Genomic DNA, 23,777 nt, shown 5'->3' with positions numbered 1-23,777 from the left:
ACTCTTAATTAATAAAAATGTCTTTAGATACTCCCTATCCCTTAAATTTACCCGCTAATGCTCCGCCGTTGCGGGTGTTAATTGTTGAAGATGATCCGATGATGCAATTGGGATTAGAGCAATCATTAATGGCTCATCCTCAGTTGGAGATTGTTGGACAAGCTGAAGATGGTTATTTGGGAGTTCAAGCCGCACTGCAACTGAAACCCGATTTGGTAGTTATGGATATTGGATTGCCGCGATTGGATGGCATTGCGGCAACACAGCAAATTAAAGCGGCGTTACCAGCAACTCATGTAGTGATGCTGACATCTCATCAAACGGAGACAGAAATTATTGCGGCACTATCTAGCGGTGCAGATGCCTATTGTATCAAAGGTGCAAGTGTAGAAAGATTGTTAAGTGCGATCGCCGCCGCAGTTGATGGTGCAGCCTATCTCGATCCCCAAATTGCGCGGCGAGTAATTGATAATCTCAAACCACCTTCACCCACTACCAACACAGCTAATTTATCTGGACGCGAATTAGAAGTGTTGAAACTCATGGTAGACGGGTTGAGTAACCCAGAGATTGCCGAAAAACTCTATCTCAGTCCCAACACCATTAAAACTCATGTCCGAGGGATTATGAATAAATTAGCAGTAGACGATCGCGTGCAAGCAGCAGTCGTTGCATTGCGTTCTGGGCTGGTTTGATTATATATAAATTAAACTTTATAAGTAGAGGCATACATATAATATACGTATACCTCTATGACCGATTAATTCGATTAATTTGTCGCCAAGAATTTGGAAAAATAGTCTACCTCAACGCATTTTAGTTAAAAGAGTTTGAGAATTGATTAGGGTCTAGATGATCTGGAAATAGTAAAATTTCCTTGCCTTCTAAATTTGCCTTTTGGTGAAGCAAAATCGCCTTTTCCAAAGAACAATATTTAATTGGAACCCATCTGTCGCTATAAAAGTAGACAGTTACTCGGCTCATTGCATACTCTTTCATCGGTAGTGGAACGTACCAGGACGAGTCCACAATTTGAACTTTACCTGTCGAGTCCATGCTTTGAACCTCAGCTACTAAGTATATTTACTCTCGCTCATCATTCTTATTACTTTCACTGATCCAAGTGAATTATGGTAACTATCATAAGTAATAAGCTAATTTGTCTTTAAGGTAGAAGTTTAGGAGTCAACTAGCTTTTAGTTGAGATTGAGCCTTAGTAGTTGGTAAAGAATTTTCGGGTAAAGTTTGACAGACTGTGATTGTATTTCCCAAAGTAGGAACTTATGAATTGGAATTAAGCGGTACTCCCAAATCGGGAGCTAGTTTCAAGCCCTTTGTGTTGTCTTACACCATCACAGTCGGCTCATAAAGATTGCTCTGCGTACCTTTGCGTTTACCTCTGTGTTCCTCTGCGTTTAAAAAAGTTACGAACTTATGCAAAGCTGTACTTAGTATGGTACAAACTTCACTGTAATGGCGGTGCGATCGCCTCTAAAGCAGTAGCGATCGCCTAACCTTTCAGCTTCTACCCAATGCCCATAATTTAAAATCCTGCCAAACGATCTCAAGGTTTCAAACTCAGGGACGATGAAGAATTAGCAATTAAATTGACAAAATCACACTATAAAGAGTGATATTAAGCGATAGATAGCGCTTGTAAAGGACTAACGGGCATGATTAAATCTTGGATGGTGATTGGGGGTGTGGCTTTCTTGGTTGCTTTAGCCGCGAACGTGATTACGCCTAGCGATCGCCAATGGTTCAAACGTTTACAACGACCAAGATGGCTAACTTTTGAGGGTGCAATTCCCATTATCTGGACTGTAATATTTATTTGCGGTGCTTGGTCAGCTTATATTGTCTGGGAAAAAGACCCAGGAAGCACTTCAACCTGGTTAATTATGGCTTTATATCTGCTATTAGAAATTGTCACCATTGCCTATACGCCTGTCATGTTTAAGCTTCGCAGTCTGAAAGTGGGCACAATTCTCGGTGGCACAGGTCTGATCATCAGTGCTTTATTGATACTTGCAGTCTTAGGTTTTTCTGGTTGGGCAGCACTATTACTAGTTCCTTATTTGCTCTGGAGTCCCATTGGTACTTATACCACTTGGCAGATGATCAGTCTCAATCCTCAAGATGCCTAAGAATCGCCCCAGAGAATGATTAAACATATAGCCTAAATTGTCAAACTTGCAGTGTATGACTTGACAAAATACACAAAACTTGAGTGCATTATGATTCCATCTTGGATAATAATTGGGGCTGTAACTTTCTTTATTGCTCTTGGGAGTTTCTTGATTACGCCGCGTGATGTTAAATGGTTTGTACATTTAAGTCGCCCTCGCTGGCTAATTTTTGAGCCGTTAATTCCGTTTATCTGGACTGTGATTTTTATTGGTGGTACAGCTTCAGCTACTATTGTCTGGCAAAAAAATCCCGGAAGCCTAATTACTTGGCTATTAATGGCTTTGTATCTTGTGGTGGAAATTATCACCGTCGCCTACATACCTCTAATGTTGAGATTTCGCAGTCTCAAAATTGGGGAAATTCTTGGATTAATGGGTTTGATTTTAGCCGTTGTCCTGGCAATCTGCGTTTTACCGATTTCTCTAATGGCGGCGCTGTTACTCCTTCCCTATCTAGTTTGGACTCCCATTGGTACTTACACTACTGACGAGTTAAGAGAGTTAAATCCTCAAGATGCTTGAAGAAGTATTCAGTAGTCTGAATTCAGTAGACATCTCCGAAAATGAATGTAGAGACGTAGCAGTGCTACGTCTCTACAAGGGTTCTGGATAACGCATATTTAATTTCTGGAGATGTCTAGTAGTCAGAAGAAGAAAGTGTGGGATGAACGCTTATTTATTCCTTATGGATTCCGCAAGAAAGATTTAGCATTTAGTTTCACCATTTATTCAGCATTAGATTGAACAAGTCTGCCAGTCAGACTCCAATTCAATTCTGTTAGCGGTAGCGGGGCGTTTAGCCCATTCTGAATTCTGACTCCTGAATTCTTTTGTGATAACGCATCTATATAAGCCGCCCATAACGTGCCGTGACAGGATTGGCTGGATTGGATTGATTATTCAGCCAAGCCCACATTTGATCGCCGACAGAAAAATGCCACCATTCTCTAGGATTGCGTTGAAAGCCGGCTTTTAACATTACATCTCGCAATAACTGACGGTAAGCATGATACTTTTGTGCTTCTGAGTCGTCGCTATTGGCATAATAATCGGGATGCGATCGCTCTGACATTTCATCAATTGGCGAACCCATATTCACTATTTTCCCAGCATCATCTACCAGCGTCACATCCACCGCCCCGCCAGTACTGTGAGGAGGCGGAGTTTTTTCATCCAAACTCGGTACAGCCCAAATTTCATAAACCGCTTCCCAAATCTCTCGGCGTTGGTTTGGTGATAACTCCACCTCAGTCAGTCCCTTATCCTGCACTGCTTGGGCGAAGCTGTAATCTACCATAAACTGCTGAACTGCGATCGGGCGATAGGCGTCAAAGATTTGGATATACCAGTTAGGATGCAGAATATTAAGATAATTTTGCGCTTGGAGCAAATTTTCGATCGCGCTTTGACGGAGATAATAAGGAGAGCGATCGCCATAAGTAGCACCTAACTTTTCATAAGGATGGGGAGATTCCACCGCAAACAATTCTAAAGGAATCGCCATTAGCGGTTCACCACACTCGAAAATTGGGATTTGATGATAAGGCCTCATCTAGTCAGCCACACAAAAAATTACGGATTTTAACGAAAGCATAGCATTCTGACAGGCCAAACAAGACTAAAGTTCTGTTGTTGCATATAGCCTAACGTACTTTGATAGAGTAGCAAGCTACCCGTAGCGTCTGGTAGAAAAGGTATTGCTCCTTTAATCAAATAATTTTGTTGATGAACGCGATGTGTTTGTTGATGAACGCGATGTGTTTGTTGATGAAAACGATGTGTTTGTTGATGAAAACGATGTGTTTGTTGATGAAAACGATGCGTTTGTTCATGAAAACGATGCGTTTGTTCATGAAAACGATGCGTTTGTTGATGAAAACGATGCGTTTGTTCATGAAAATCATAATTTAAGTAAAATTGTTTAGGCGTAGTCCCTCGTAAATGAGTAAGTGGTTACGCAAAATTATTTATGAAAAGAAGTGAGGTTTAAAACCTCGCCCGCAAGTGGCGCGTTCGCGGTAGCGTCTCGTAGAGAAAGAATCATTGTTTCCCAAGGTAAGTAGAAACCCCACCCCTTGTGGGTGGCTGTCTTTAATTTTGAATTTTGAATTTTGAATTTTGAATTGATTCATGTCATTGCGTAGGCGATTTAGTCTTGTCACGCTACTACAAAATGGGATTTGGGATAATTAAATTATTTGTGTGTACACGGTAGGCAGACAGGGTGCAATGACTATGCAATCATAACTAATTACCCGGACATGATATTAGATAAGCCACACAACGCAACTTTTTTTGTTGTGACTGTATTGATTGTATTATGATAAATAATTGTCAATTGGGTGAATAATTAACGCGATCGCACTTGAATTCACATATAAACCCTAAAGTAAAAACTTAAACAATTGCCAAATCATAATGTAAAACTAAAATTTCATCTGCTCTCAAAGTCGCCATTGCATATTCACAGCCTTGAGTATCAGCAAACTCGACTAAATAATGATATTCTTCTTGCTCATACACTTCTACAATTGTTCCAACTTGCCCACTGGGTAAGCTTTCGATAGAAGTATAGTCTTCTTCCACTAGTTGTAATCTCTCAATGGGAATCAGCTTAAGTGTAGCAATAGTAAGTAGATAAACAAAATTAATTACACAATGTCATTGCGAATGCAGCAAAGCGAAATGAAGCAATCGCAAGGGCTGGGATTGCTTCGCTTCGCTTGCAATGACTGTAATTAATTTTGCGTGGTTACTTATCCAAAAGTTTAATTTTGTTCACGTCTATGAATATGACCTAACAGACTTCAAATTTTATCATTGACGGTTCGTTTCTCAAAAAATGCTCAATCAAAACCAAACACCTCTATTAGATGCCTTAAAAGCCAATGCAGCAAGACCTCATGCATCTTTTTACACCCCAGGACATAAACAAGGTGAGGGAATTCCTCAACCTTTGGCTGACTTATTTGGTAAAGCCGTCTTTCGCGCTGATTTAACCGAATTAGCAGATTTAGATAATCTCTTTGCACCCCAAGGTGTTATTCAAGAAGCACAACAACTAGCGGCTGAGGCCTTTGGCGCTTCGCAAACATGGTTCCTTGTCAATGGTTCTACTTGTGGGATTGAAGCGGCAATTCTCGCTACCTGTGGCACAGGCGATAAAATTATTCTGCCTCGAAATGTGCATTCTTCGGCGATCGCAGGTTTAATTCTCTCTGGTGCAATACCAATTTTTCTCAATCCTGAATATGACCCAGTTTTAGATATTGCCCACAGCATCACGCCCAATGCTGTACAATCTGCACTCCAACAGCATCCTGATGCAAAAGCAGTGTTGATAGTTTACCCAACATACTACGGCGTTTGTGGAGATTTGAATGCGATCGCCAACATCACACATCAATATAATATTCCTCTACTTGTAGATGAGGCACACGGCGCACACTTTGCCTTTCATCCCGAATTACCAACACCAGCTTTAGCCGCAGGTGCAGATTTAACTGTACAATCCATCCACAAGGTACTTGGTGCAATGACACAAGCATCGATGCTGCACATCCAAGGTAATAGGATAGATGGCGATCGCATCAGTAAAGCTTTGCAACTTGTACAGTCTACCAGTCCTAGTTATTTACTTTTAGCTTCCTTAGATGCAGCGCGTCAGCAAATGGCACTCCACGGAAAAATGCTGATGTCTCGCACTTTGCAACTTGCTGATGAGGCTAGAACCAGAATCAGTCAAATTCCTGGATTATCAATTTTAGAAATGCCTCTGTTGGGAGGATCTCCTGGATTTGTGGCTTTAGATAAAACACGACTAACTGTCACAGTTTCCGCTTTAGGCTTAACTGGATTTGAGGCAGATGAAATTCTGGATGAAAAATTAGGTGTTACTGCTGAATTTGCTTCACTGCAACATCTCACCTTTATCATTAGTTTGGGCAATATCCCAGCCGATATTGAGCAATTAGTCCAAAGTTTTACCACCCTCGCAAAAGAATATCTCCGAACTGATTCAACAGTGAAAAACCAAGTTTGGCAAAGTCTGGATAAAACACCGAGTTATGCTTTACAACTTTCTCCTCGTGAAGCTTTTTTTGCTGTCAGCGAAATACTACCTTTGACACAAACCAATAAACGCATTTGTGCTGAAATCATCTGTCCCTATCCCCCAGGAATTCCTGTGTTAATGCCGGGAGAAGTCATCACCAAATCTGTCCTTGACTACCTACAAAAAATCCAGGCGATGGGGGGATTTATCAGTGGTTGCAATGACATTAGCCTCAAAAAGTTGAAAGTTGTGAAATAACGTCCCTACTCCTAACTCCTAAATTCTTATTGATAAAAATTTAATTGATCTAGTCAACAGTATATCTGCGGTTTGACAGATAAAATAAGTAAAAATACACAGTAATTATACCAAGCTATAAAACTTCAATGAAAATAGCAGCAAACCAATGCCATCTTTGATTTATACCCATAGGATAATATTGATGATTATTCAAATAAAAAATGAAATCGAAAGTCTATGATGTTTGGAGATTAGTAGCAACTCCGATTGTAGTCACTCTGGCGCTGGGTTTCTCAGCAAGAGCGAATGCAGTTGAGTTAGGCGCTGCCTCTGATTACAATGTATTTGCTCTGGGAGATATCACTCAACAAAATACAGATATTGAAGGAAAACTTGCTGCTGGCGGTAATGTGAATTTCGTCGGCGGACTTGGAAGCAGACTTTCTGGCAATAGCGGCAACGTAGTAGTAGCTGGAAAAAACTTAACTCTAAGCAACGGTCAAGTCAACCACGGTAATGCTGTTTACGGAGGCAGTGCCAATGTATCCAGCAATGAGGGATTTCCACAGGGAACTTTCACCAAGGGTAATCCCATCGACTTCAATGAAGCAGGGAAACAACTACAAGGACTATCTCAATATTTGGCAACCTTAACCCCTACTGGTAAAACAACTGTTCAATCTTGGGGTGCTATTAACCTTAGTGGTAGTGGTACTGCTTTCAATGTTTTTAATGTTGCCGGCTCAGATGTCTCCAAGACAAACAATTTTGAAATTAAGGGGGACGCAAACTCGACTATTGTTGTCAATATCAGCGGTAAGGATGTGTCGCTGCAAAACTTTGAGTTTAATATCCTTGGCACAGATCAACAAAAGGTGATTTACAACTTCTATGAAGCGACAAACATAACTGCCAGTGGGATTAGCATACTAGGGAGTATTCTTGCACCTTTGGCTAATTTCAATTTCAATAACGGTCAAGTTAACGGTAATGTGGTAGTAGCTTCTTTAACCGGAAATGGCGAATCTCACAACTATCTGTTTAATGGCGATCTGCCAGATGTCCCAACTCAGTACTACACTCCGCCTACGCCTCCCACTCATACTCAGGTTCCAGAGCCGACAAATCTTTCAGGTTTAGGATTAATTGCTGTAGCATTTGGTTTGTTTCGCTACAAACGCAATCCAATAACTTGCTTAAAATAGCTAGAAATTTTTGGCAGCATAGCGCATGACGCGAATTTATTTAGAGATTTTCGCTCATGCGCTATTTCCTTACTCTCTACCTTCTACAATAAGGATAGACTTTATTGAGATTTGTATAGTTGGGGATCAGCTGTCATGGCTCCCGCCGTTTTCATTCAAAATTTGCAAAAGCGCTACGGCACAGTGGTTGCCGTCCAAGATGTTTCCTTTCAGGTAGAACCAGGAGAAATCTTTGGTTTACTTGGCCCCAACGGTGCTGGGAAAACTACTACCTTGCGTGCCTTGTGTACGTTGACCACACCGGATGCAGGCATTATCGAAGTATCTGGCATCTCTGTGTTAGATAATCCGAGAGTGGCAAGACAACGACTAGGCTATGTAGCTCAGGAAGTCGCTATAGATAAAGTGCTGACTGGAAAAGAACTGCTGCAATTGCAAGCAGCACTTTATCACCTCCCAAAAGCAGTAGCCAAACAGCGTATTGAGACGGTATTAGATTTACTCGGTTTGCAAGAATACGCCAATAAAAAGACAGGAACCTACTCTGGCGGTTTACGCAAGCGCCTAGACTTGGCTGCTGGGTTGCTCCATGCACCCGATGTTTTGGTGTTAGATGAGCCAACCGTGGGGCTTGACATAGAAACCCGTTTTGTGGTATGGGATTTCTTGAGAAAATTACGCGCCTCTGGGACAACGGTAGTAATTACCAGCCATTATTTAGAAGAAATTGACGCCCTAGCCGATCGCGTGGCAATTATAGATCGTGGCGTTGTAATTGCCAGTGGTACACCTTCACAATTGAAAGATCAAGTCGGGGGCGATCGCATCACCTTGCGAATCCGCGAGTTTTCCCCCATTGAGGAAGCAGAAATTGCCAAAAACCTCCTGAAACCTTTGCCCTTTGTCCAAGAAGTGATCATCAACAGCGCTCAAGGTAATTCCCTTAACTTAGTGGTGACACCTCAGAACGATGTTTTGATTAACATACAGCAAGCGCTGAATGATGCTGGCTTGCCCATATTTGGCATCGCCCAATCTCGCCCCAGCCTCGATGACGTTTACCTTGCCGCTACAGGACGCACCTTATTGGATGCAGAACTGGCAGCCGTCGCCACCCGCGATCCCAAGGCTGAGAAAAAGCAGAATATGAGATAGGGAATGGGGAGTGAATAAGGGAATAGGTGACAGGTTACAGGGTACAGATTATTCCCTGTCACCTCTCCCCTAATCCCAATCCCCAATCTAAAATCCAAAATCCAAAATCCAAAATTCCTATGAGCGTTACTCCTAAATCTGATATCAATTGGCAGCCATTAGCATCACCGCAAGCAGATGCTAATACTGCGCCTAACTTTTTCGGTGAATTGGTACAAGAGACGTTGGCTTTAACTCGTCGCTTGTTTATTCAGTTGCAACGCCGTCCCTCATCTTTAATTGCTGGAATTATTCAACCAGTAATGTGGTTAGTACTATTTGGTGCATTGTTCCAAAATGCTCCCAAAGGTATATTTGGCAATACAACAAATTACGGTCAATTTTTGGCTGCTGGCATCATTGTGTTTACAGCCTTTGCTGGGGCGCTGAATGCTGGTTTACCTGTAATGTTTGACCGTGAGTTCGGCTTTTTGAATCGTTTGCTGGTAGCACCATTAGCATCACGGTTTTCTATTGTCTTTGCCTCCGCAATCTTCATCATCAGCCAAAGTTTGTTGCAAGCAGCCGTAATTGTTGCAGCAGCAGCATTCTTAGGGGCAGGACTACCAGATGTCGCGGGTTTAAGTGCGATCGCTCTTATTGTCTTGCTCTTAGCTTTGGGAGTAACAGCCATCTCTCTCGGTTTAGCGTTCGCTCTACCCGGACACATTGAATTGATTGCAGTGATTTTTGTCACTAACCTACCATTATTGTTTGCGAGTACTGCTTTAGCACCTCTATCTTTCATGCCTCAGTGGTTGCAGGTTATCGCTACCTTGAATCCTCTTAGTTATGCGATCGAACCGATTCGCTATCTGTATTTCCACAGTAATTGGGAATTAGGTAGTGTAGTGATGCAGGCTCCTTGGGGCAATGTTACCTTTGGGGGGGCATTGCTGGTGTTGTTTGGCTTTGCCCTAGTCGCCTTACTAAGTATTCAACCCCAACTGCGTCGGACTCTTGCTTAAAGAGATAAAATAGATAACAGGACTTAGGCAAAATCATCAAAAAACGAACCACAGAGGGCGCAGAGGACACGGAGAAATAAGAGTTTCAGAGAGTTCTTGCGTAAGTCCTAAATAAATTTTAGGGTAGAAACCCCATGAAAAAACCATTTTTACAAATTACTAGACTGTTTGTAGCTACGGCAGCAGGGATTAGCTTTGCTTCCTTGCTGATGGCTCAACCCAGTTCCGCTCAAGTCAGCAGCCCAACGGATGCTTTTCCCAGTACTAGTACCACAGACCAAAATACCGATCCTTTCTCCCGTTCCAATTCAGATAATTTCAACATGCTTGACCTGATTCATCGGGCAAATTTTGGTACTCTCAACTGGAATTCTGACCAACAGAACGAAGAACTAAACTCAGCAGCAGCAGCCTTTAAAGCAAGGCAACAAAAATTAATTCAAGGTCAACAACGGCAAGCAAACCCCAGTTCGCAAACGATTATACTACCATCAACTACGCCGCTATTGGTTACACCGCCATCAGGTAACTGAATTCAAACAAAGAACCCCAAGCCTCTAGAGGCTTGGGGTTGAGGATATTTAAAAAATCCTTAATTATCAGGTAAAAAACTACAGCCCAAGTGCAGCTAAAATATCGCTAGCATGGGTAGTAGTATTTACACTAGCGTCAACATGGGTAATTTTGCCGTTGGGGTCAATTACGTAAGTGACGCGCTTGGCATAACCACCGCCATCCACATCGAAAGCTGTGATGAGGGATTTATCGCTGTCTGCCAGTAGGGGAAAATTCAAATTATATTTTTGAGTGAATGCCTGATGGGAGACTTCATTATCTGCACTAACTCCCAAGACTACAATATCTTTGCCTTGATATTGAGGTTGGGCATCCCGAAAACTACAGGCTTGTTTGGTGCAGCCTGGCGTGTCATCTTTGGGGTAAAAATACAAAACCACTGTCTTTCCGGCAAAATCAGATAAAGAGACTGTGTTGCCGTTTGTATCTTTGGCGGTAAATGCAGGTGCATCCGTACCAACTGCTAGAGGCATAATTAACCTTTCCTGTTTCAGATTGTTGATGCACTTGAAATTTTACATTAATTTATAATGATTAAATATAATTACTAAAAAATAGCATAACTATACTTTAGGTAACTAATTTTGGTATAAAAAAGACATTCTTCAATTAATCTTTCTAAAAATAAAAATTTCTCCCCATACACAATGCCTGTTGTTGATTCCCAAAACCCAAATATTTTTGTCTATCCTCAAAGCACAGTAGAAAGAGCCGAGCGATCGCTAGTGTGTTCACCCTTTAATGTATCTTTATTTGAAGTGATGGGACACCAGAGTGTATCATTAGCTGCGATCGCACTAGAAAATGGACTCAAGCAGGGCTATACTAAGCGTCCTTTGTCAGAATTAGCCTGTGATAACGCCTTGGGCTGGCTAATTCAAGTGGGTGTATTGCGGCGAGAAGTCGATGGACAGGGGATTACAGATAGTTTTCGCCTCACTCCTTTGGGACGCCAATTGGTGGAACAATATCAAGGAAAAAATTGGCGTACTCCTTCATGGCGCGATCGTTTCTATGATGCTGTGATTCGTTGGTTACGGATACCTTTTTAGAATCAAAACCCCAAGAGTTAGGATTTGGGAATCAAAGGGAACAATATATACGGAAACATCACATCTATTCATGAAGTCTTTACCATAATCATCTTATTGAAGTTTGTTATGGTGGGCATTGGGAATTGGGCATTGGGCATTGGGCATAAGAGGCAGAGGGGAGAAACTTACTGCAACTCTCGCCTGCTTCCTCATCTCCCCTGATATCCCATGATTTTTAAATGATGGATTGATTGTTACATAACTATTCGCTCCTAAAAATTAACCCTGTATCTTGAAAAACTAAGTGATAGCGACTATGAAATCAATTATGGTGGTGGGGACAACATCTCATGCAGGGAAATCACTTTTAACTACAGCTATTTGTCGCATTCTGTCGCGGCGTGGTTGGCGAGTGGCTCCCTTCAAAGGTCAAAATATGGCTTTAAATGCTTATGTCACTGCCAGTGGTGGAGAAATTGGCTATGCCCAAGCAGTGCAGGCTTGGGCGGCGGGAGTAGTGCCTTGGGTAGAAATGAACCCAATTTTACTTAAACCCCAAGGGGATATGACTTCTCAAGTAATTATTAAAGGTAGGTCTGTAGGCAAAGTGAGTGCTTCAGATTACTACGAGCAATATTTTGAACTGGGATGGCGGACAATTGAAGAGTCGCTACAGCATTTAGGAACAGAGTTTGACTTGGTGGTTTGTGAAGGTGCCGGTAGTCCAGCAGAGATTAACCTCAAGCACCGCGATTTAACTAATATGCGGGTGGCAAAATATTTAAATGCGCCAACGATGTTAGTGGTTGATATTGATCGGGGTGGTGCTTTTGCCCATGTTGTTGGCACTTTAGAGTTATTAGAACCAGATGAACGCGCCTTAATTAAGGGTATAGTCATTAACAAGTTCCGAGGACAGCGATCGCTCCTAGATCCAGGGATAAAATGGTTAGAAGAACGTACAGGTATCCCTGTTGTCGGTGTTATACCTTACTTACAAGAAATGTTTCCAGCAGAGGATTCCCTTGATTTACTGGAACGTCAATCGTCGTCAAATAAATCCCAAACTGACCTCAACATTGCTATCATCCGCTTACCAAGAATTGCCAACTTTACTGACTTTGACCCACTGGAATCAGAAAGTACAGTTTCGGTAAAATATCTTAGCCCAAAGCAAGATTTGGGACATCCTGATGCCGTAATTATCCCAGGTACAAAGACCACAATTTCTGATTTGCTACTGCTGCAAAAAAGCGGTATGGCAGAAGCTATCCAACACTATGCAGCTTCCGGCGGAACGGTTTTAGGTATCTGCGGTGGCTATCAAATGCTCGGTCAAATCATCGCCGATCCAGAAGGGATAGAAGGACAAGCAGGCAGATTTCAAGGGTTAAATCTTTTACCGATTAGAACTGTAATTACCGGACAAAAAATCGCCCGCCAGCGCCAAGTTAGCTCAAATTATCCACAACAGGGCTTACCAGTTAATGGCTTTGAAATTCACCAAGGGCGATCGCGCATCGAACAACAAGGCATAGACCCCCAATCGTACCACGCCTTATTTGACGATATTAATTTAGGATTAGTAGATAGTTGTCAATCGGTGTGGGGAAGCTACCTCCACGGGCTTTTTGACAATGGCCCTTGGCGACGGGCTTGGTTAAATCGCCTCCGTCAACAGCGCGGTTTAAAATCTTTGCCCACAGGTGTTGCTAACTATCGGGAACAGCGAGAGCAGATTTTGGACTCCCTAGCCACTGAAGTTGAAAGCCATTTAGACTTAACTGCATTTTTGTCTTAAACTAAAGTGCATATTTTTTCGATCAAAGTGTCATTAGTAAATGACTAATGACCAATGACCAATGACCAATGACTAATGACCAATGATTGTTCGTGTCCGCTTTTTACCAGATGATGTCACAGTAGATGCTGAAGTAGGCGAAGCCCTTTTAGATGTAGCAGACCGGGCTGGGGTATTTATTCCCACCGGTTGTCTAATGGGGTCTTGTCATGCTTGCACTGTCGAATTAGAAGATGGAGAGATTATTCGCGCTTGTATCACCGCAGTACCGCCACGCGAGGAATTGACGATTAATTTGTTTAGCGATCCTACTTGGTAATGTCGTCCCTGTTATTGACAAGGACTAGTATAGTATGCGGATATTAATTGTATTATTGTAGATGGAGTAACTTATGAGTTACATAACGCATAATATCTACTACTAATTTATGTCTCCGTCAGACAAATATCCAAAATTTAAAGATAAAAGGACGGAGCGGTTTGCTTTAGGTGAGAGGGTCAAAGAGTTTCAGGCTTTTACAGATCAAGCCTACAAACGACTTGATATATTAGAAGCCGCTACTAACAAAGAATCTTTGATGAAACTACCGAGCAACCATTTTGAGTCTTTAGAGGGTGATCGAAAAGGTCAATATAGCATTCGGATCAATAAGCAATGGCGAATTTGTTTCAATTGGCCAGATGAAGAATCTAAACCTTTCAACATCGAAATTACAGACTATCATCCTTAAAGGAGAACAACATGGCACGGCCACCTATCCATCCTGGAAAAATTCTTGCTGATGAGCTTCATGAATTGCAGATGAGTGCAAGTGAGTTAGCACGTATCCTTCATGTACCAACAAATCGTATTACTGAAATAATTAATGGTGAACGGGCAATTACTGCTGATACAGCATTACGATTGGGTCAATGGTTTGGTACTGGTGCAGAGTTGTGGATGAATTTACAAAAGAATTATGAGCTTAGACTAGCTGAAGAAAAAATGGGTGAAGAAATTCAGGCAACTATTTCGCCCCGGATATTATCTGAGTACAAGCAAGTCAATGCCTAAACAAAAATCTAATGATTGATTAGATTTTTGGGATAGACAGCAAGAAACTTTGACCCATTGTTTCTTAGTGCGGCGATCGCATATTCTAACAAAATTAATGCCAAAGAAAATCCGGGAACTGAAGCAAATGCTTTCCCAAGTTGGTTTTACAGAAATCCCAGGAAAAGGAAGTCATACCAACTGGGTGCATCCCCTGTATAGTGGAAAAATCACGATTTCAGGCAAAGACGGAGCAGACGCTAAACGCTACCAAGAGAAGGAAGTGAAACAGGCAATTGAGGAAGTAGAAGAGAAAGAAAAAGATGAGTAAGTTTAAGTACCAAATGATTATTCAGTGGTCTGAAGAAGATAATTGCTTCTTGGTAGGATTCCCTGATTTTCCAGGACAACACTGGCGGACTCATGGGGATACTTACGAGTTAGCGATGGCAAATGGAATTGAAGCTTTAGAGTCTCTAATTATTGCTTACGAAGCTGTGGGTGATCCACTTCCAGAACCAAAAATTTATAAAGCTGCATAGTTTCGGATCTTAAATTCTCACAGCTTTATCACAATAATATAAGGAAACTTACTATTAACAAAGTCCATCTTTGCTTAACTAGATTTAATGTTTAACGCGTATTCTTTAAACCTTTCCAAATCAGCTTGAATTGTCGATTCAACTATCCGCCCCAAAAATAAGTTATCCATAATTTTGCCAATAATGCCGGGGATGGCGTAGGAAATGGTCATTTTGACAACGCTAGTACCGTGGCGATCGTAAAAGCGAATTGCTCCCTGATTTGGCAAACCATCAACAGATTCCCATTGGATAATTTGGTTGGGAACAACTTTGAGAATTCGAGATTTCCAATTAAATTCTAAACTTCCGGTCTTCAGTTTCCAAAGAGATATATCTGGATTATCTGGCGGAATTTTCACCGAATCAATCCACTTCATCCACCGGGGCATTTGCTCTAAATCAGACCAGAGGCTCCATACTAAATCTATGGGAGCCTCTACTTCTACCTGCACAGTATGCTCTAACCAGTCTGACATTTCTCTTCTTCCTTCTCTACGAGACGCTGCGCGATCGCAATTCGTTATTTCTTCAAACTTTCTAAAATTACTTTTGCCGCCCGCCGTCCAGAAATAGTAGCACCTTCCATACTGTCGATGTAATCTTGCTGAGTATAACTGCCAGCCAGGAAGAAGTTATCTACTGGTGTTTTTTGGTTGGGACGGTACGCATCCATTCCTGGCGCTTCTCGGTAGAGAGACTGAGCAAGTTTTACCACGCTGTACCAAGTCATATTTAGCTCCCGCGATGAGGGAAACAGTTCATGGACTTGTTTGAGGACATGCTGTGCGATCGCTTCATTACTTTGAGCAATAAACGGATCTCCCGGTGTCAGCACTAGCTGTAACAAAGATCCCTGTCCTGGGCGATAATAATCAGCAGGGCTAGTCAACGCCAAATCGGCAAAACAAGAAAAATCAGCATCGGCTGTATAAAGTAAATTATCAATTCCAGCCGCATGATTTAGTTGTTTACGTTGCTCTTTATCCTTCAATTCCGTTACCCAACCATCGAAGCGTAACTGCACTGTGGCCACTGGCACTGCATCAAGTTTGTAAATATTGTCAAATTCTGACCACTTACGCCACTCCTGGGGTAAGATGCGTTGAATTCCTGGAACATCACAGGCAAAAACGTAAGCATCAGCAGTGATTGTTTCTACGGTATCACCTTGGGCAACTGCTATACCAGTGACGCGGGTTTGTTCATCTAACTCTCTAAACTGAATTTCCCGCGCCTGCCGACGCGTGTAAACTTTAGTGCCTCTAACTTCCAGATACTCCAGAATGGGCTTATGTAAATACTCGTAAGGAGAACCTTCCAGCATTCGCAAAACTGAAGCTTCAGTTCTGACTGCAAATAACTGGAATATCGTTAACATACAACGGGCAGACATATTTTCGCAATCAATAAACCCCAATGCGTAGGCAATAGGATTCCACAGACGCTTGATGCTGCCATTACTCCCACCGTGACTGCGGAACCAATCAGCAAAGCTAACTTTATCCAAATTGCGGATGGTTTTCATCGCCCCGTCAAAGTCTACCAACCCGCGCACTATGGGACTAGTACCCAAAGCGATCGCATTTTGCAATTTATCTTGTAACGATAGTTGAGAAGTAGTGAAAAATGCCTTTAAACCATTGAAAGGCGCACCTGTTAGAAAGCGAAAATCTAAAGCACCAGTCTGGCCCCCTTTGTTAATGAAAGTGTGGGTATGTTCCTTGAGGCGTAAGTTTTCTAACACCCCCACTTTCTTCATTAAGTCAAATAGTTGGTAGTAGCACCCGAAAAATACATGCAGCCCCATTTCTAGATGGTTGCCATCTCCATCAACCCAACTGCCAACTTTACCACCCACAAACGGACGAGACTCAAAAATCTCGACTTCACAACCAGCATCAGCTAGATCTACTGCGGTTGCTAGTCCAGCCAGTCCCGCACCTACGATTGCAACGCGCATTCCGTCGTTCCTTTTCAGTTTCTTTACAGATTGTAACTGGGTTGGTGTCGGAATTTGCTACTTAATATCAACTCCACCAGCATATTAAGGCATGGCAATATCGATACTAAAACCTCTTTGATTACTTCTTTTAGTCCCAGCAAATGACCAGACGCGTTTTTCTCGCGTCTGTATCATCTAGACAAACTCTTGTCCATAGCAGCGGACTCTCAAAAGTATCATAGATATTTTTTTGGTGGCAAAGCAGTTTTCTGGATAAGTCATGAAAGTAACTTCTTACTTATTTCCATCTTTGCTGTCATCGGAGACAGGCAAACTTCTAATCAGTTCACGAATCACGTCAGTTGCAGGTCTACCTGTTTGCTGACAATATTTTTCTAGTTTTTCCGCTTCCTGTGTTGCGAGATTAACTGTTATGCGTTTAACGGCCCATTTTTTATTTGTCATTATCATGCTATTTGCTGTATATTTAGATGGTCGAAAGAGTCTAAATTAAAGAGGGAACCGATAAGATTATCAGAGTTTGTCTCAGGAAACAAGTAATACCATTAATATTAAAAATTTTCGTTTTGTCAAAGGATTCATAATTTTCTAAAAAAATCAAAAAGTAATACTTTATTTGTTACTATTGTGACAGCATAATTAGCACATAGTTGCTTTTGAAGATAATAACCCTACTAACAGCATGAGTAAAGACTGACAATGAAATTTGATAAATCAATTTGAGACACCTACTGTTGACCCAATCAAGATTTACAAAGTTATTCTTCATCGAAAGCACTTGACCTTCTCTCTTAACTAAGTTCGGCAAACCTGTTTGGAGAGAACATCTGCTAGAACACTAGAAAATAAAACTTCAGAATCACAATGGTGCTGGAATGCTGCCTGACAGGCGGGTTAGAGTGGTTTGTGTAGAGCGTGAATAGTCACTTATAAAGTAGGCAAATAAGCGATCGCTCCAGAACAAACTCTCATCTGCACCCATCACTGTAAGCAAGAATTTAGAGCTACTTGAACGGCCATAAATTTTGGCTTACCTTGATCAAGCTGATTGCTTTTCAGTGTCAATGTAGTAGCCATAAAAAAGGGAACAAAACTCAGTCTACTGGGTGTAAATTGTAAATTATTTTGGTAAATTTTGACAGCATTATCTGTAATTTCACACAGATGAATTAACCCAGGTAGATGTGATGTTAATTGACTGTTGCCGATAATAATATTTTAGTTTGATTTCATGCTTTTACACTGAAGTTCCTGTAAATATACGATTAAATTTTGCGTATTTTTTATCTTTTATCTAGCGATATAATCTGCTTTCAATCCAACGACTGCTTTGCATTTTTCCGATTCATCTATCTATAGGTTATGAAAATAATTTTTAGCCAATCATCGCACTAAAAATTCAACAGCAAATCTTCTTATGAGATTTAAGCTAAGAGATAAACTATTGTCAGAAAAAATTGATTTACAAGTATTTATTATTTGGTAAGTATACCTATAAAAATAATTGTATATTTCAATCTCCTCTGGTGGTTTGTTCATTATAGCCATTATTTACGTACTTTAAATAATCTTCATTTAGACATTCAATCAGCTAATTTTCATGCTTTATAAAAAAATTACAAAGAAAAAGATATACATCTGAACTTTTGCTTAATGATATTGATATATAAGAAGATACTCAAATAAAAAACTTGCTAAAAAAAGATTCAGATATCTAAACTGCATCAGTTAGGTTTGATTAAAGCAAACTTTGCATATAGTTTTTAGTAATCTGTAGCTATTTATACTGAATATATTTCAATGAGATGAATGAAAAATTATGAAAATACAGGTACTTCATGAACTTAAGGTAAAGCTATACCAATTCAAAAAAATTTTTTCGACAGATAACCCACCCGTCCCTTAGTAATACCATTTTGAATTTTAGATTTTAGATTTTGGATTGGGAATCGCTTTCTGTGTCTGGTTTTTGTGAAACCATCTGTAGCAATCATTTTTCAAATTGGTATATAGCGGTTCCTATTTAGATGAGGTACAACATTATATCCCAAGGTGTATGGGATATCGCATACGGGTGTACCTTACGCTTGTCGGGAAACGCTATAACTACGGTGTACACACATCTTTGTACAAAACCACAACCATTGAAGATCCTCCTAAATCCCCCGATCAATTGGGGGATTTTGAGAATTTTTTGCACCCCTTAAATCAATGTGAGATTGGGAATTATGGAAATTCGTGCAACTATTCAAATTTAAGTTGGGGCATCAGTTGGAGAGTGCCAATACCTAAATCTTTGGGTGAGAGCGATCGCGCCTCAAACAAAGCCATCATATCTCGTAACTGAGGATTGCCACGGGAGGCTCCCGTTAGTCCTTTAGCAATGATTAAACCACAGTAACCCTTAGTGTTTTTACACCGTTGATTCCATTTTTTTCGGGCTTCGACATGAGTCGGATCTTCGTCTAAAAATTCACCAAATAGGAACAATTCGCCATTTTGAGTTTGCAATAAACCCAGGTCGTAGCGATCGCCATCGAAGGGGTCAGCACCCGGATTAAAGCAAATTGCTCTCAGTCCGCCTGTTGTTTCAATTCTTTCAATTACAGTTTTCGCCTTGGGTCGGGAAGTTTGAACTAAAATTACTGGCAAACCGTCACCCACTGGTTTGATTTCACCAGCCTGATGGTAGCTGACTCCCTTTCGCAAGTACTCCAACATTTCCCAGGACACCACACCTAAGCTGAGGAAGGAATCTTCTGGTATCAAGTCATCTTGCAATGATTGGAAATCAAGATTGTCAATCTCTTGATCGTCGTCGATATCAAAACCTGCCATTTCCTCTAATTCTGCTGCTAACTGCGGCATGGTAGAGACTGTCACAGGCACAGATTTAGTTGATTCTTCCGACTGCGGTAGAGAAATGCGATAGCGACGGCTCAGAGTCGGGAAGATATCTTCATGAAGCTGGCGACGGTGATCGCGAATAAAGCGGCTCAGGCTTTCGATCGCAACCAAGATTACCAATGCTTCTTCCTCATACAAAACAGACCGTAGTCCTTCTAAGGGGTGGATATTACCGAAGCTGGGGTCAATTTCTGATAATGGCAGATCCGCCAAATCATCTTCTTCATCCTCATCTTCATCGGTTTCATCACCACTCTCAAAAGTGAGAAACAAGCAATCTTGCTTGAGGAACGCTTCTTCTAAATGCTCTGTGGATTCTTGATCTGTTAAAACTGCGGCGCGAAATTGTTTTAAAGACTCTTCTGAGCGATAAAACAGAATTCCATATTCCATTCCCAGCATTCCCATAACTGAGGCATAGAGTGTACCAACATCCCACTTATTAATCTCAATTGACAAAATTTGCTGTTCTTCTAAAAATTCCCAAGGTGCGGCTTGCCAAATTGCAAATGCTTTTTCTCGTAAGATTTGTGCATACTGTGGGGGTAAGTCGGGGGTTTGACTATCGAGGAGGTCAGCAAATCCACGAAATAGTTCGTCAATTAAAGGCAGTTCTGGTGCGTAGTCAATGGCAATATCCAAATCTTGTAGCACTCCCCGCAGGTAAAATTGGATCTCGCGGTCTTTGACTACAATTCTTTGGGGTCTGGCAGGTCTTGCCGGACTTTGGGGATGCTCCATAGCTTGCATTAAGGTGCGAACTATTGCTTCTGGGCCAATATCTGAGGCTACTATGTCCATGCCTCGAACAACACCTTGGGAGTAATCTACCCAAAGAATGCATTCTCCCTTTGCCTCTGAGTCTGAGAACTGGTTTGGTGATGACAACGGACGGCGATCGCCCTCCCATACAGAAGGAATTTGAGTTAATTTCTTCAACCGACGACTGGTAGAGCGATTAAAACTTGTCATAGAGATCAAAAGAAGCAATTTGGAAGTAAACTTTGGGAGATAGTTCGTCTCGGATTAAATTTTTATGGCTGCACCTGAAGGGTGGTTGCTTCTCAGGGCAGGGGGCAGGGGGCAGGGGGCAGGGAGCAGAAGGTAATCCCGATGAAATGAGTTTTTTAAGCCTTGTATGAAAATGTTCTAGAGACTGGGATTTTTACTCAACACGGGTTAAACCAATTCGCAATTCGCAATTCGCAATTACGTTTTGTGTTAGCGAAGCGGTAGCGAGTCTGCGAGCGTCCGGGGATTTAGACCCCGACACAAAACGCGCTGCCTGTAGAGACTCTTGACTTAAACCCCCAAAGTTCGTTAAATGACTTGATACAATTCTTCTTTTTAAACTGGATTTTATACCGAGAACTAAAGCTTTCATTCATAATTCTTTCCTCCTGCCTCCTGCCTTCTCGTATAAATATACTGAGTCTCTCAATTCTAGAATAAAAATCTTTGGCTGCTTTTAACAGAGTGTTTACAATTTGGCATCTAGCGCCTTAGAAGTCGCTAGAATGAATACAAAAACACTCAAGAGCAACCCAGAGGCATTAACAAGCCGATATCGGGTAATGCTTAGACTAATTAAGGAGTTTAAAAAGCAGATGACACAAGCAATTCAGGCTCAACAACGCGGAATTCTGTTGAGCGAAGCCGCATTGCACCAGGTAAAATCCCTCCGGGACAAGCAAGGCACAGACTTCTGCTTACGGGTAGGAGTGCGTCAGGGTGGCTGTTCTGGGATGTCTTACATGATGGACTTTGAAGACACTAGCAAGATCACCCCCCAGGATGAAGTTTTTGACTATGATGGCTTCAAAATTGTCAGCGATCGCAAGAGTCTTTTATATCTCTACGGCTTAATGCTCGATTATAGCGATGCCATGATTGGCGGTGGTTTCCAATTCACTAACCCCAATGCTAACCAAACTTGTGGTTGCGGCAAGTCATTTGGGGTGTAATATTGTCCTTTGTCATTAGTCATTTGTCCTTTGCAAATGACCAATGACTAATGACTAATGACTAATGACCAATGACCAATGACCAATGACTAATACAGTTGAATCCCTGTTTGATACGGGTTTAGAACGCTATAAAGCTGGAGAATCGGTAGAATCTTTAATCCCTGTGTTTAAAGAAGTGTGCGATCGCGCTCCTAAAACCAGTGCTGCTTGGGTTTGTTTAACGTGGTTGTATCTACTCGATAACAAACCCAGCTTGGCTTACAAAGCTGGGCAAAAAGCAGTCAAGTTAAACCCACAAGATCCCCAAGCCAGAATAAATCTTGCCCTAGCAATGCTAGAAACAGGTCAAAAAGGTTTACGGGAACACATTGACATAGCACAACAATTGATTTTTGTCAATGAAGAATGGAGTGATGAAATAAAAAATAGTATTGAAGACGGTTTAAGTAGAAAACCAGATTGGCAGAGTTTGAAAAAAGTCAAAAATTGGTTGTTTGAAGAATGATGGTTGGGGACTGGGGACTAGGGACTAGGGACTAGGGACTAGGGGAAATTTATTGAAGTCAGTCTCTAAGTTGTCTCTTCCCAATCCCCAGTCCCCAATCCCCCAATCCCCAATCCCCCTCGAATCATGAAAGATAAATTGTTAAATTGGCTAAACATGGCTTTAGTCGCAGATGTTTTTTTGGTTTTGTTTGGCTTTGGCTGGTTAGCGATCGCTGCGATCGGTGATGCCGTAGGAGTAAACCTGGGCTTGGATTTGTGGCATCAACTGTGGCAACCCTTATTTAACCCAGCGATCGGCATCCTCATGGGCGGTGCCATTCTTAGCGGTATTATCAGTTGGGTTTCCAAAAAATTTCTTTCTAGTCAATAGTCAAAGAATTGGGCATGGGGCATGGGGAATAGGGAACAGGGAATAGGGAACAGGGAATAGGGAACAGGGAAAAGTTTTTAAATGCCCAATGCCCATTAACTAAGAATTTGTGTTAATGCTGATTGTAAATTAGGATATTTGTACTCAAAGCCAGTTTCTACAGTGCGTTTTGGGATGACTTGCTGCCCTTCTAAAACTACTATAGCCCCGTCTCCTAAAAGAGCTTCGATCGCAAAACCAGGAACAGGCAACCAAGAAGGGCGATTCATAACTTGTCCCAAAGTTTGGCTTAAATCTGCCATCCGAACTGGGTTAGGGGCAGTGGCATTATATATACCTTCTATTTCCGATTTACTTAAAGCTTGCAAAATCAGGTTAACTAAGTCGTCTACGTGAATCCATGAAAACCACTGACGTCCACTGCCAATAGGCCCACCCGCGAAGAGTTTGAAAGGTGGAATCATCTTACCTAAAGCACCACCATTGCCCAAAACAATCCCAAAACGCAGAATTACTAGCCGTACACCACTATCTTTTACCTTTGTTGCCTCTGCTTCCCAGGCTTGGCTGACTTGGGCCAGAAAATCGTTACCAGATAGACTGGTTTCATCAAAGGTGGCCGTTTCACTCGTGCCGTAGTAACCAATAGCGGAAGCGTTAATTAAGACTTTTGGTTTGGGGTTAGCATTAGCTATTGCTTCAACTATTTTTTGTGTACCTAACTTTCGACTATTGAGGATTTCTTGTTTGCGTTCAGGTGTCCAACGTCCTTCACCAATGGGTTCTCCTGCCAAATTAACTACACCATCACAACTAGCGATGACATTTTGCCAAGAACCAGATGCATTTGGTGTATAGGCAACAATTTCTATATTGGGAAAAGCCTCAGATGGAAAAACCTTTTGAGCAAAGGTGGTGTTCCGAGTTAATACTACGATCTTATGACCTTGGGCGTGGAGTCGTTGTACCAAAAGATTACCAACAAATCCTGTTGCTCCAGTAATTGCGACTTTCATTTTCTATCTCAGCCAAACCTTTATTGTAAAGTTTTTGATCAAGTTTTCAGCTTACGGCACTTTCCCTATCCATAAAACAGATGTTGGTAATACCTGATCTCAAAAACTTTGCTTTGTTAATGACTATGTGTTTAGATGCTTCGGTATTATAGGATGGACGGAATGTTGC

At 41.5% G+C, this 23,777-nt stretch carries 27 protein-coding genes; 19 read left to right on the top strand and 8 right to left on the bottom strand.

The window, feature by feature from the left end; genetic code table 11:
* Nucleotides 1–17 precede the first annotated feature (17 nt).
* From V7K76_RS30855 to V7K76_RS30845, 3 genes are all read left to right on the top strand, one after another.
* Complete coding sequence (locus V7K76_RS30855; protein ID WP_179067025.1) at nt 18–695, top strand: response regulator; 678 nt, start codon at nt 18–20, stop codon at nt 693–695.
* A 978-nt stretch (nt 696–1,673) separates the two neighbouring features.
* The gene (locus V7K76_RS30850) at nt 1,674–2,147 is read left to right on the top strand and encodes a TspO/MBR family protein (protein ID WP_179067027.1); all 474 of its coding nucleotides are present in this window, start codon (nt 1,674–1,676) and stop codon (nt 2,145–2,147) included.
* 90 nt (nt 2,148–2,237) lie between these two features.
* Entirely contained in the window at nt 2,238–2,711 is a 474-nt protein-coding gene (locus V7K76_RS30845; RefSeq protein ID WP_334778650.1) for a TspO/MBR family protein, read from the top strand.
* A gap of 322 nt (nt 2,712–3,033) precedes the next feature.
* Here the strand turns inward: V7K76_RS30845 and V7K76_RS30840 are convergent, their stop codons facing one another.
* Nucleotides 3,034–3,741 carry a M15 family metallopeptidase gene (locus tag V7K76_RS30840; RefSeq protein WP_334778649.1) on the bottom strand — a complete coding sequence of 236 codons (708 nt, stop codon included), beginning with the start codon at nt 3,739–3,741 and terminating at the stop codon, nt 3,034–3,036.
* Between the two features lie 184 nt (nt 3,742–3,925).
* Between V7K76_RS30840 and V7K76_RS30835 the strand changes: the two genes are divergently transcribed.
* A complete protein-coding gene (locus V7K76_RS30835) occupies nt 3,926–4,114 on the top strand; it encodes a hypothetical protein (RefSeq protein ID WP_334778647.1) in 189 nt (62 codons plus the stop codon).
* A 472-nt stretch (nt 4,115–4,586) separates the two neighbouring features.
* On the opposite strand, the gene V7K76_RS30830 is transcribed toward V7K76_RS30835, so the two are convergent.
* Complete coding sequence (locus tag V7K76_RS30830) at nt 4,587–4,775, bottom strand: DUF4926 domain-containing protein (RefSeq protein WP_334778646.1); 189 nt, start codon at nt 4,773–4,775, stop codon at nt 4,587–4,589.
* A 256-nt stretch (nt 4,776–5,031) separates the two neighbouring features.
* Between V7K76_RS30830 and V7K76_RS30825 the strand changes: the two genes are divergently transcribed.
* The 5 genes from V7K76_RS30825 to V7K76_RS30805 all read left to right on the top strand — a co-directional run bounded on the left by V7K76_RS30825 (nt 5,032) and on the right by V7K76_RS30805 (nt 10,383).
* Nucleotides 5,032–6,501 (top strand): aminotransferase class I/II-fold pyridoxal phosphate-dependent enzyme, encoded by a 1,470-nt coding sequence (locus V7K76_RS30825; protein ID WP_334778645.1) that lies wholly within the window; start codon nt 5,032–5,034, stop codon nt 6,499–6,501.
* A gap of 203 nt (nt 6,502–6,704) precedes the next feature.
* Entirely contained in the window at nt 6,705–7,688 is a 984-nt protein-coding gene (locus tag V7K76_RS30820) for a choice-of-anchor A family protein (RefSeq protein ID WP_334778644.1), read from the top strand.
* 135 nt (nt 7,689–7,823) lie between these two features.
* Entirely contained in the window at nt 7,824–8,843 is a 1,020-nt protein-coding gene (locus V7K76_RS30815; protein WP_334778643.1) for an ABC transporter ATP-binding protein, read from the top strand.
* A 119-nt stretch (nt 8,844–8,962) separates the two neighbouring features.
* The gene (locus tag V7K76_RS30810; protein WP_334778642.1) at nt 8,963–9,850 is read left to right on the top strand and encodes an ABC transporter permease; all 888 of its coding nucleotides are present in this window, start codon (nt 8,963–8,965) and stop codon (nt 9,848–9,850) included.
* A gap of 134 nt (nt 9,851–9,984) precedes the next feature.
* Nucleotides 9,985–10,383 carry a hypothetical protein gene (locus tag V7K76_RS30805; RefSeq protein WP_334778641.1) on the top strand — a complete coding sequence of 133 codons (399 nt, stop codon included), beginning with the start codon at nt 9,985–9,987 and terminating at the stop codon, nt 10,381–10,383.
* A 78-nt stretch (nt 10,384–10,461) separates the two neighbouring features.
* Here V7K76_RS30805 and V7K76_RS30800 read toward each other — a convergent pair whose 3' ends face one another.
* Complete coding sequence (locus tag V7K76_RS30800) at nt 10,462–10,899, bottom strand: peroxiredoxin (protein ID WP_334778640.1); 438 nt, start codon at nt 10,897–10,899, stop codon at nt 10,462–10,464.
* Nucleotides 10,900–11,073: 174 nt separating this feature from the next.
* Between V7K76_RS30800 and V7K76_RS30795 the strand changes: the two genes are divergently transcribed.
* The 7 genes from V7K76_RS30795 (at nt 11,074) to V7K76_RS30765 (ending at nt 14,836) form a co-directional block, all read left to right on the top strand.
* Nucleotides 11,074–11,478 (top strand): Npun_F0494 family protein, encoded by a 405-nt coding sequence (locus V7K76_RS30795; protein WP_334778639.1) that lies wholly within the window; start codon nt 11,074–11,076, stop codon nt 11,476–11,478.
* A 298-nt stretch (nt 11,479–11,776) separates the two neighbouring features.
* Complete coding sequence (gene cobQ / locus V7K76_RS30790; protein WP_334778638.1) at nt 11,777–13,261, top strand: cobyric acid synthase CobQ; 1,485 nt, start codon at nt 11,777–11,779, stop codon at nt 13,259–13,261.
* An 82-nt stretch (nt 13,262–13,343) separates the two neighbouring features.
* A complete protein-coding gene (locus tag V7K76_RS30785) occupies nt 13,344–13,580 on the top strand; it encodes a 2Fe-2S iron-sulfur cluster-binding protein (protein WP_069073076.1) in 237 nt (78 codons plus the stop codon).
* A 109-nt stretch (nt 13,581–13,689) separates the two neighbouring features.
* A complete protein-coding gene (locus V7K76_RS30780; protein ID WP_334778636.1) occupies nt 13,690–13,992 on the top strand; it encodes a type II toxin-antitoxin system RelE/ParE family toxin in 303 nt (100 codons plus the stop codon).
* 11 nt (nt 13,993–14,003) lie between these two features.
* Nucleotides 14,004–14,315 (top strand): HigA family addiction module antitoxin, encoded by a 312-nt coding sequence (locus V7K76_RS30775; protein ID WP_179067041.1) that lies wholly within the window; start codon nt 14,004–14,006, stop codon nt 14,313–14,315.
* Nucleotides 14,316–14,412: 97 nt separating this feature from the next.
* Nucleotides 14,413–14,625, top strand: coding sequence for a type II toxin-antitoxin system HicA family toxin (locus V7K76_RS30770; protein ID WP_334778635.1), 213 nt, complete (start codon nt 14,413–14,415; stop codon nt 14,623–14,625).
* Complete coding sequence (locus V7K76_RS30765; RefSeq protein WP_334778634.1) at nt 14,618–14,836, top strand: type II toxin-antitoxin system HicB family antitoxin; 219 nt, start codon at nt 14,618–14,620, stop codon at nt 14,834–14,836. The genes V7K76_RS30770 and V7K76_RS30765 overlap by 8 nt, the downstream gene beginning before the upstream one ends.
* 74 nt (nt 14,837–14,910) lie before the next feature.
* Here V7K76_RS30765 and V7K76_RS30760 read toward each other — a convergent pair whose 3' ends face one another.
* From V7K76_RS30760 to V7K76_RS30745, 4 genes are all read right to left on the bottom strand, one after another.
* Nucleotides 14,911–15,354, bottom strand: a complete 444-nt coding sequence (locus tag V7K76_RS30760) for an SRPBCC family protein (protein WP_334778633.1) — start codon at nt 15,352–15,354, stop codon at nt 14,911–14,913.
* A gap of 44 nt (nt 15,355–15,398) precedes the next feature.
* Nucleotides 15,399–16,838 carry a 9,9'-di-cis-zeta-carotene desaturase gene (gene zds / locus V7K76_RS30755; RefSeq protein WP_334778632.1) on the bottom strand — a complete coding sequence of 480 codons (1,440 nt, stop codon included), beginning with the start codon at nt 16,836–16,838 and terminating at the stop codon, nt 15,399–15,401.
* Nucleotides 16,839–17,114: 276 nt separating this feature from the next.
* On the bottom strand, nt 17,115–17,291 hold the full coding sequence (locus V7K76_RS30750) for a CopG family transcriptional regulator (RefSeq protein WP_292845444.1): 177 nt from the start codon (nt 17,289–17,291) through the stop codon (nt 17,115–17,117).
* A 1,794-nt stretch (nt 17,292–19,085) separates the two neighbouring features.
* Nucleotides 19,086–20,720, bottom strand: coding sequence for a DUF6930 domain-containing protein (locus V7K76_RS30745; RefSeq protein ID WP_334778631.1), 1,635 nt, complete (start codon nt 20,718–20,720; stop codon nt 19,086–19,088).
* A gap of 635 nt (nt 20,721–21,355) precedes the next feature.
* Here V7K76_RS30745 and V7K76_RS30740 point away from each other — a divergent pair.
* The 3 genes from V7K76_RS30740 (at nt 21,356) to V7K76_RS30730 (ending at nt 22,592) form a co-directional block, all read left to right on the top strand.
* Entirely contained in the window at nt 21,356–21,712 is a 357-nt protein-coding gene (locus V7K76_RS30740) for an iron-sulfur cluster assembly accessory protein (protein ID WP_179069217.1), read from the top strand.
* A gap of 85 nt (nt 21,713–21,797) precedes the next feature.
* Nucleotides 21,798–22,220 carry a tetratricopeptide repeat protein gene (locus tag V7K76_RS30735; RefSeq protein WP_292845438.1) on the top strand — a complete coding sequence of 141 codons (423 nt, stop codon included), beginning with the start codon at nt 21,798–21,800 and terminating at the stop codon, nt 22,218–22,220.
* 126 nt (nt 22,221–22,346) lie between these two features.
* The gene (locus V7K76_RS30730; protein WP_292845435.1) at nt 22,347–22,592 is read left to right on the top strand and encodes a hypothetical protein; all 246 of its coding nucleotides are present in this window, start codon (nt 22,347–22,349) and stop codon (nt 22,590–22,592) included.
* A gap of 95 nt (nt 22,593–22,687) precedes the next feature.
* Here V7K76_RS30730 and thyD read toward each other — a convergent pair whose 3' ends face one another.
* A complete protein-coding gene (gene thyD / locus V7K76_RS30725) occupies nt 22,688–23,608 on the bottom strand; it encodes a thylakoid membrane protein ThyD (protein WP_334778630.1) in 921 nt (306 codons plus the stop codon).
* Between the last annotated feature and the right edge of the window lie 169 nt (nt 23,609–23,777).

This window comes from Nostoc sp. (genome assembly GCF_036917975.1).
Taxonomy (GTDB): Bacteria; Cyanobacteriota; Cyanobacteriia; order Cyanobacteriales; family Nostocaceae; genus Nostoc.
This window is presented reverse-complemented; position numbering and strand designations above follow the sequence as displayed.

Excerpts from the sequence above, each read along its gene's own strand:
- V7K76_RS30815 (WP_334778643.1), top strand. The coding sequence starts at position 7,824 with ATGGCTCCCGCCGTTTTCATTCAAAATTTGCAAAAGCGCTACGGCACA.
- V7K76_RS30855 (WP_179067025.1), top strand. The coding sequence starts at position 18 with ATGTCTTTAGATACTCCCTATCCCTTAAATTTACCCGCTAATGCTCCG.
- V7K76_RS30845 (WP_334778650.1), top strand. The coding sequence starts at position 2,238 with ATGATTCCATCTTGGATAATAATTGGGGCTGTAACTTTCTTTATTGCT.
- V7K76_RS30745 (WP_334778631.1), bottom strand. The coding sequence starts at position 20,720 with ATGACAAGTTTTAATCGCTCTACCAGTCGTCGGTTGAAGAAATTAACT.
- V7K76_RS30785 (WP_069073076.1), top strand. The coding sequence starts at position 13,344 with ATGATTGTTCGTGTCCGCTTTTTACCAGATGATGTCACAGTAGATGCT.
- cobQ (WP_334778638.1), top strand. The coding sequence starts at position 11,777 with ATGAAATCAATTATGGTGGTGGGGACAACATCTCATGCAGGGAAATCA.
- V7K76_RS30825 (WP_334778645.1), top strand. The coding sequence starts at position 5,032 with ATGCTCAATCAAAACCAAACACCTCTATTAGATGCCTTAAAAGCCAAT.
- zds (WP_334778632.1), bottom strand. The coding sequence starts at position 16,838 with ATGCGCGTTGCAATCGTAGGTGCGGGACTGGCTGGACTAGCAACCGCA.
- V7K76_RS30775 (WP_179067041.1), top strand. The coding sequence starts at position 14,004 with ATGGCACGGCCACCTATCCATCCTGGAAAAATTCTTGCTGATGAGCTT.
- V7K76_RS30840 (WP_334778649.1), bottom strand. The coding sequence starts at position 3,741 with ATGAGGCCTTATCATCAAATCCCAATTTTCGAGTGTGGTGAACCGCTA.
- V7K76_RS30735 (WP_292845438.1), top strand. The coding sequence starts at position 21,798 with ATGACTAATACAGTTGAATCCCTGTTTGATACGGGTTTAGAACGCTAT.
- V7K76_RS30795 (WP_334778639.1), top strand. The coding sequence starts at position 11,074 with ATGCCTGTTGTTGATTCCCAAAACCCAAATATTTTTGTCTATCCTCAA.
- V7K76_RS30820 (WP_334778644.1), top strand. The coding sequence starts at position 6,705 with ATGAAATCGAAAGTCTATGATGTTTGGAGATTAGTAGCAACTCCGATT.
- V7K76_RS30740 (WP_179069217.1), top strand. The coding sequence starts at position 21,356 with ATGACACAAGCAATTCAGGCTCAACAACGCGGAATTCTGTTGAGCGAA.
- V7K76_RS30850 (WP_179067027.1), top strand. The coding sequence starts at position 1,674 with ATGATTAAATCTTGGATGGTGATTGGGGGTGTGGCTTTCTTGGTTGCT.
- V7K76_RS30750 (WP_292845444.1), bottom strand. The coding sequence starts at position 17,291 with ATGATAATGACAAATAAAAAATGGGCCGTTAAACGCATAACAGTTAAT.
- V7K76_RS30810 (WP_334778642.1), top strand. The coding sequence starts at position 8,963 with ATGAGCGTTACTCCTAAATCTGATATCAATTGGCAGCCATTAGCATCA.
- V7K76_RS30760 (WP_334778633.1), bottom strand. The coding sequence starts at position 15,354 with ATGTCAGACTGGTTAGAGCATACTGTGCAGGTAGAAGTAGAGGCTCCC.
- V7K76_RS30780 (WP_334778636.1), top strand. The coding sequence starts at position 13,690 with ATGTCTCCGTCAGACAAATATCCAAAATTTAAAGATAAAAGGACGGAG.
- V7K76_RS30730 (WP_292845435.1), top strand. The coding sequence starts at position 22,347 with ATGAAAGATAAATTGTTAAATTGGCTAAACATGGCTTTAGTCGCAGAT.
- V7K76_RS30770 (WP_334778635.1), top strand. The coding sequence starts at position 14,413 with ATGCCAAAGAAAATCCGGGAACTGAAGCAAATGCTTTCCCAAGTTGGT.
- V7K76_RS30765 (WP_334778634.1), top strand. The coding sequence starts at position 14,618 with ATGAGTAAGTTTAAGTACCAAATGATTATTCAGTGGTCTGAAGAAGAT.
- thyD (WP_334778630.1), bottom strand. The coding sequence starts at position 23,608 with ATGAAAGTCGCAATTACTGGAGCAACAGGATTTGTTGGTAATCTTTTG.
- V7K76_RS30805 (WP_334778641.1), top strand. The coding sequence starts at position 9,985 with ATGAAAAAACCATTTTTACAAATTACTAGACTGTTTGTAGCTACGGCA.
- V7K76_RS30800 (WP_334778640.1), bottom strand. The coding sequence starts at position 10,899 with ATGCCTCTAGCAGTTGGTACGGATGCACCTGCATTTACCGCCAAAGAT.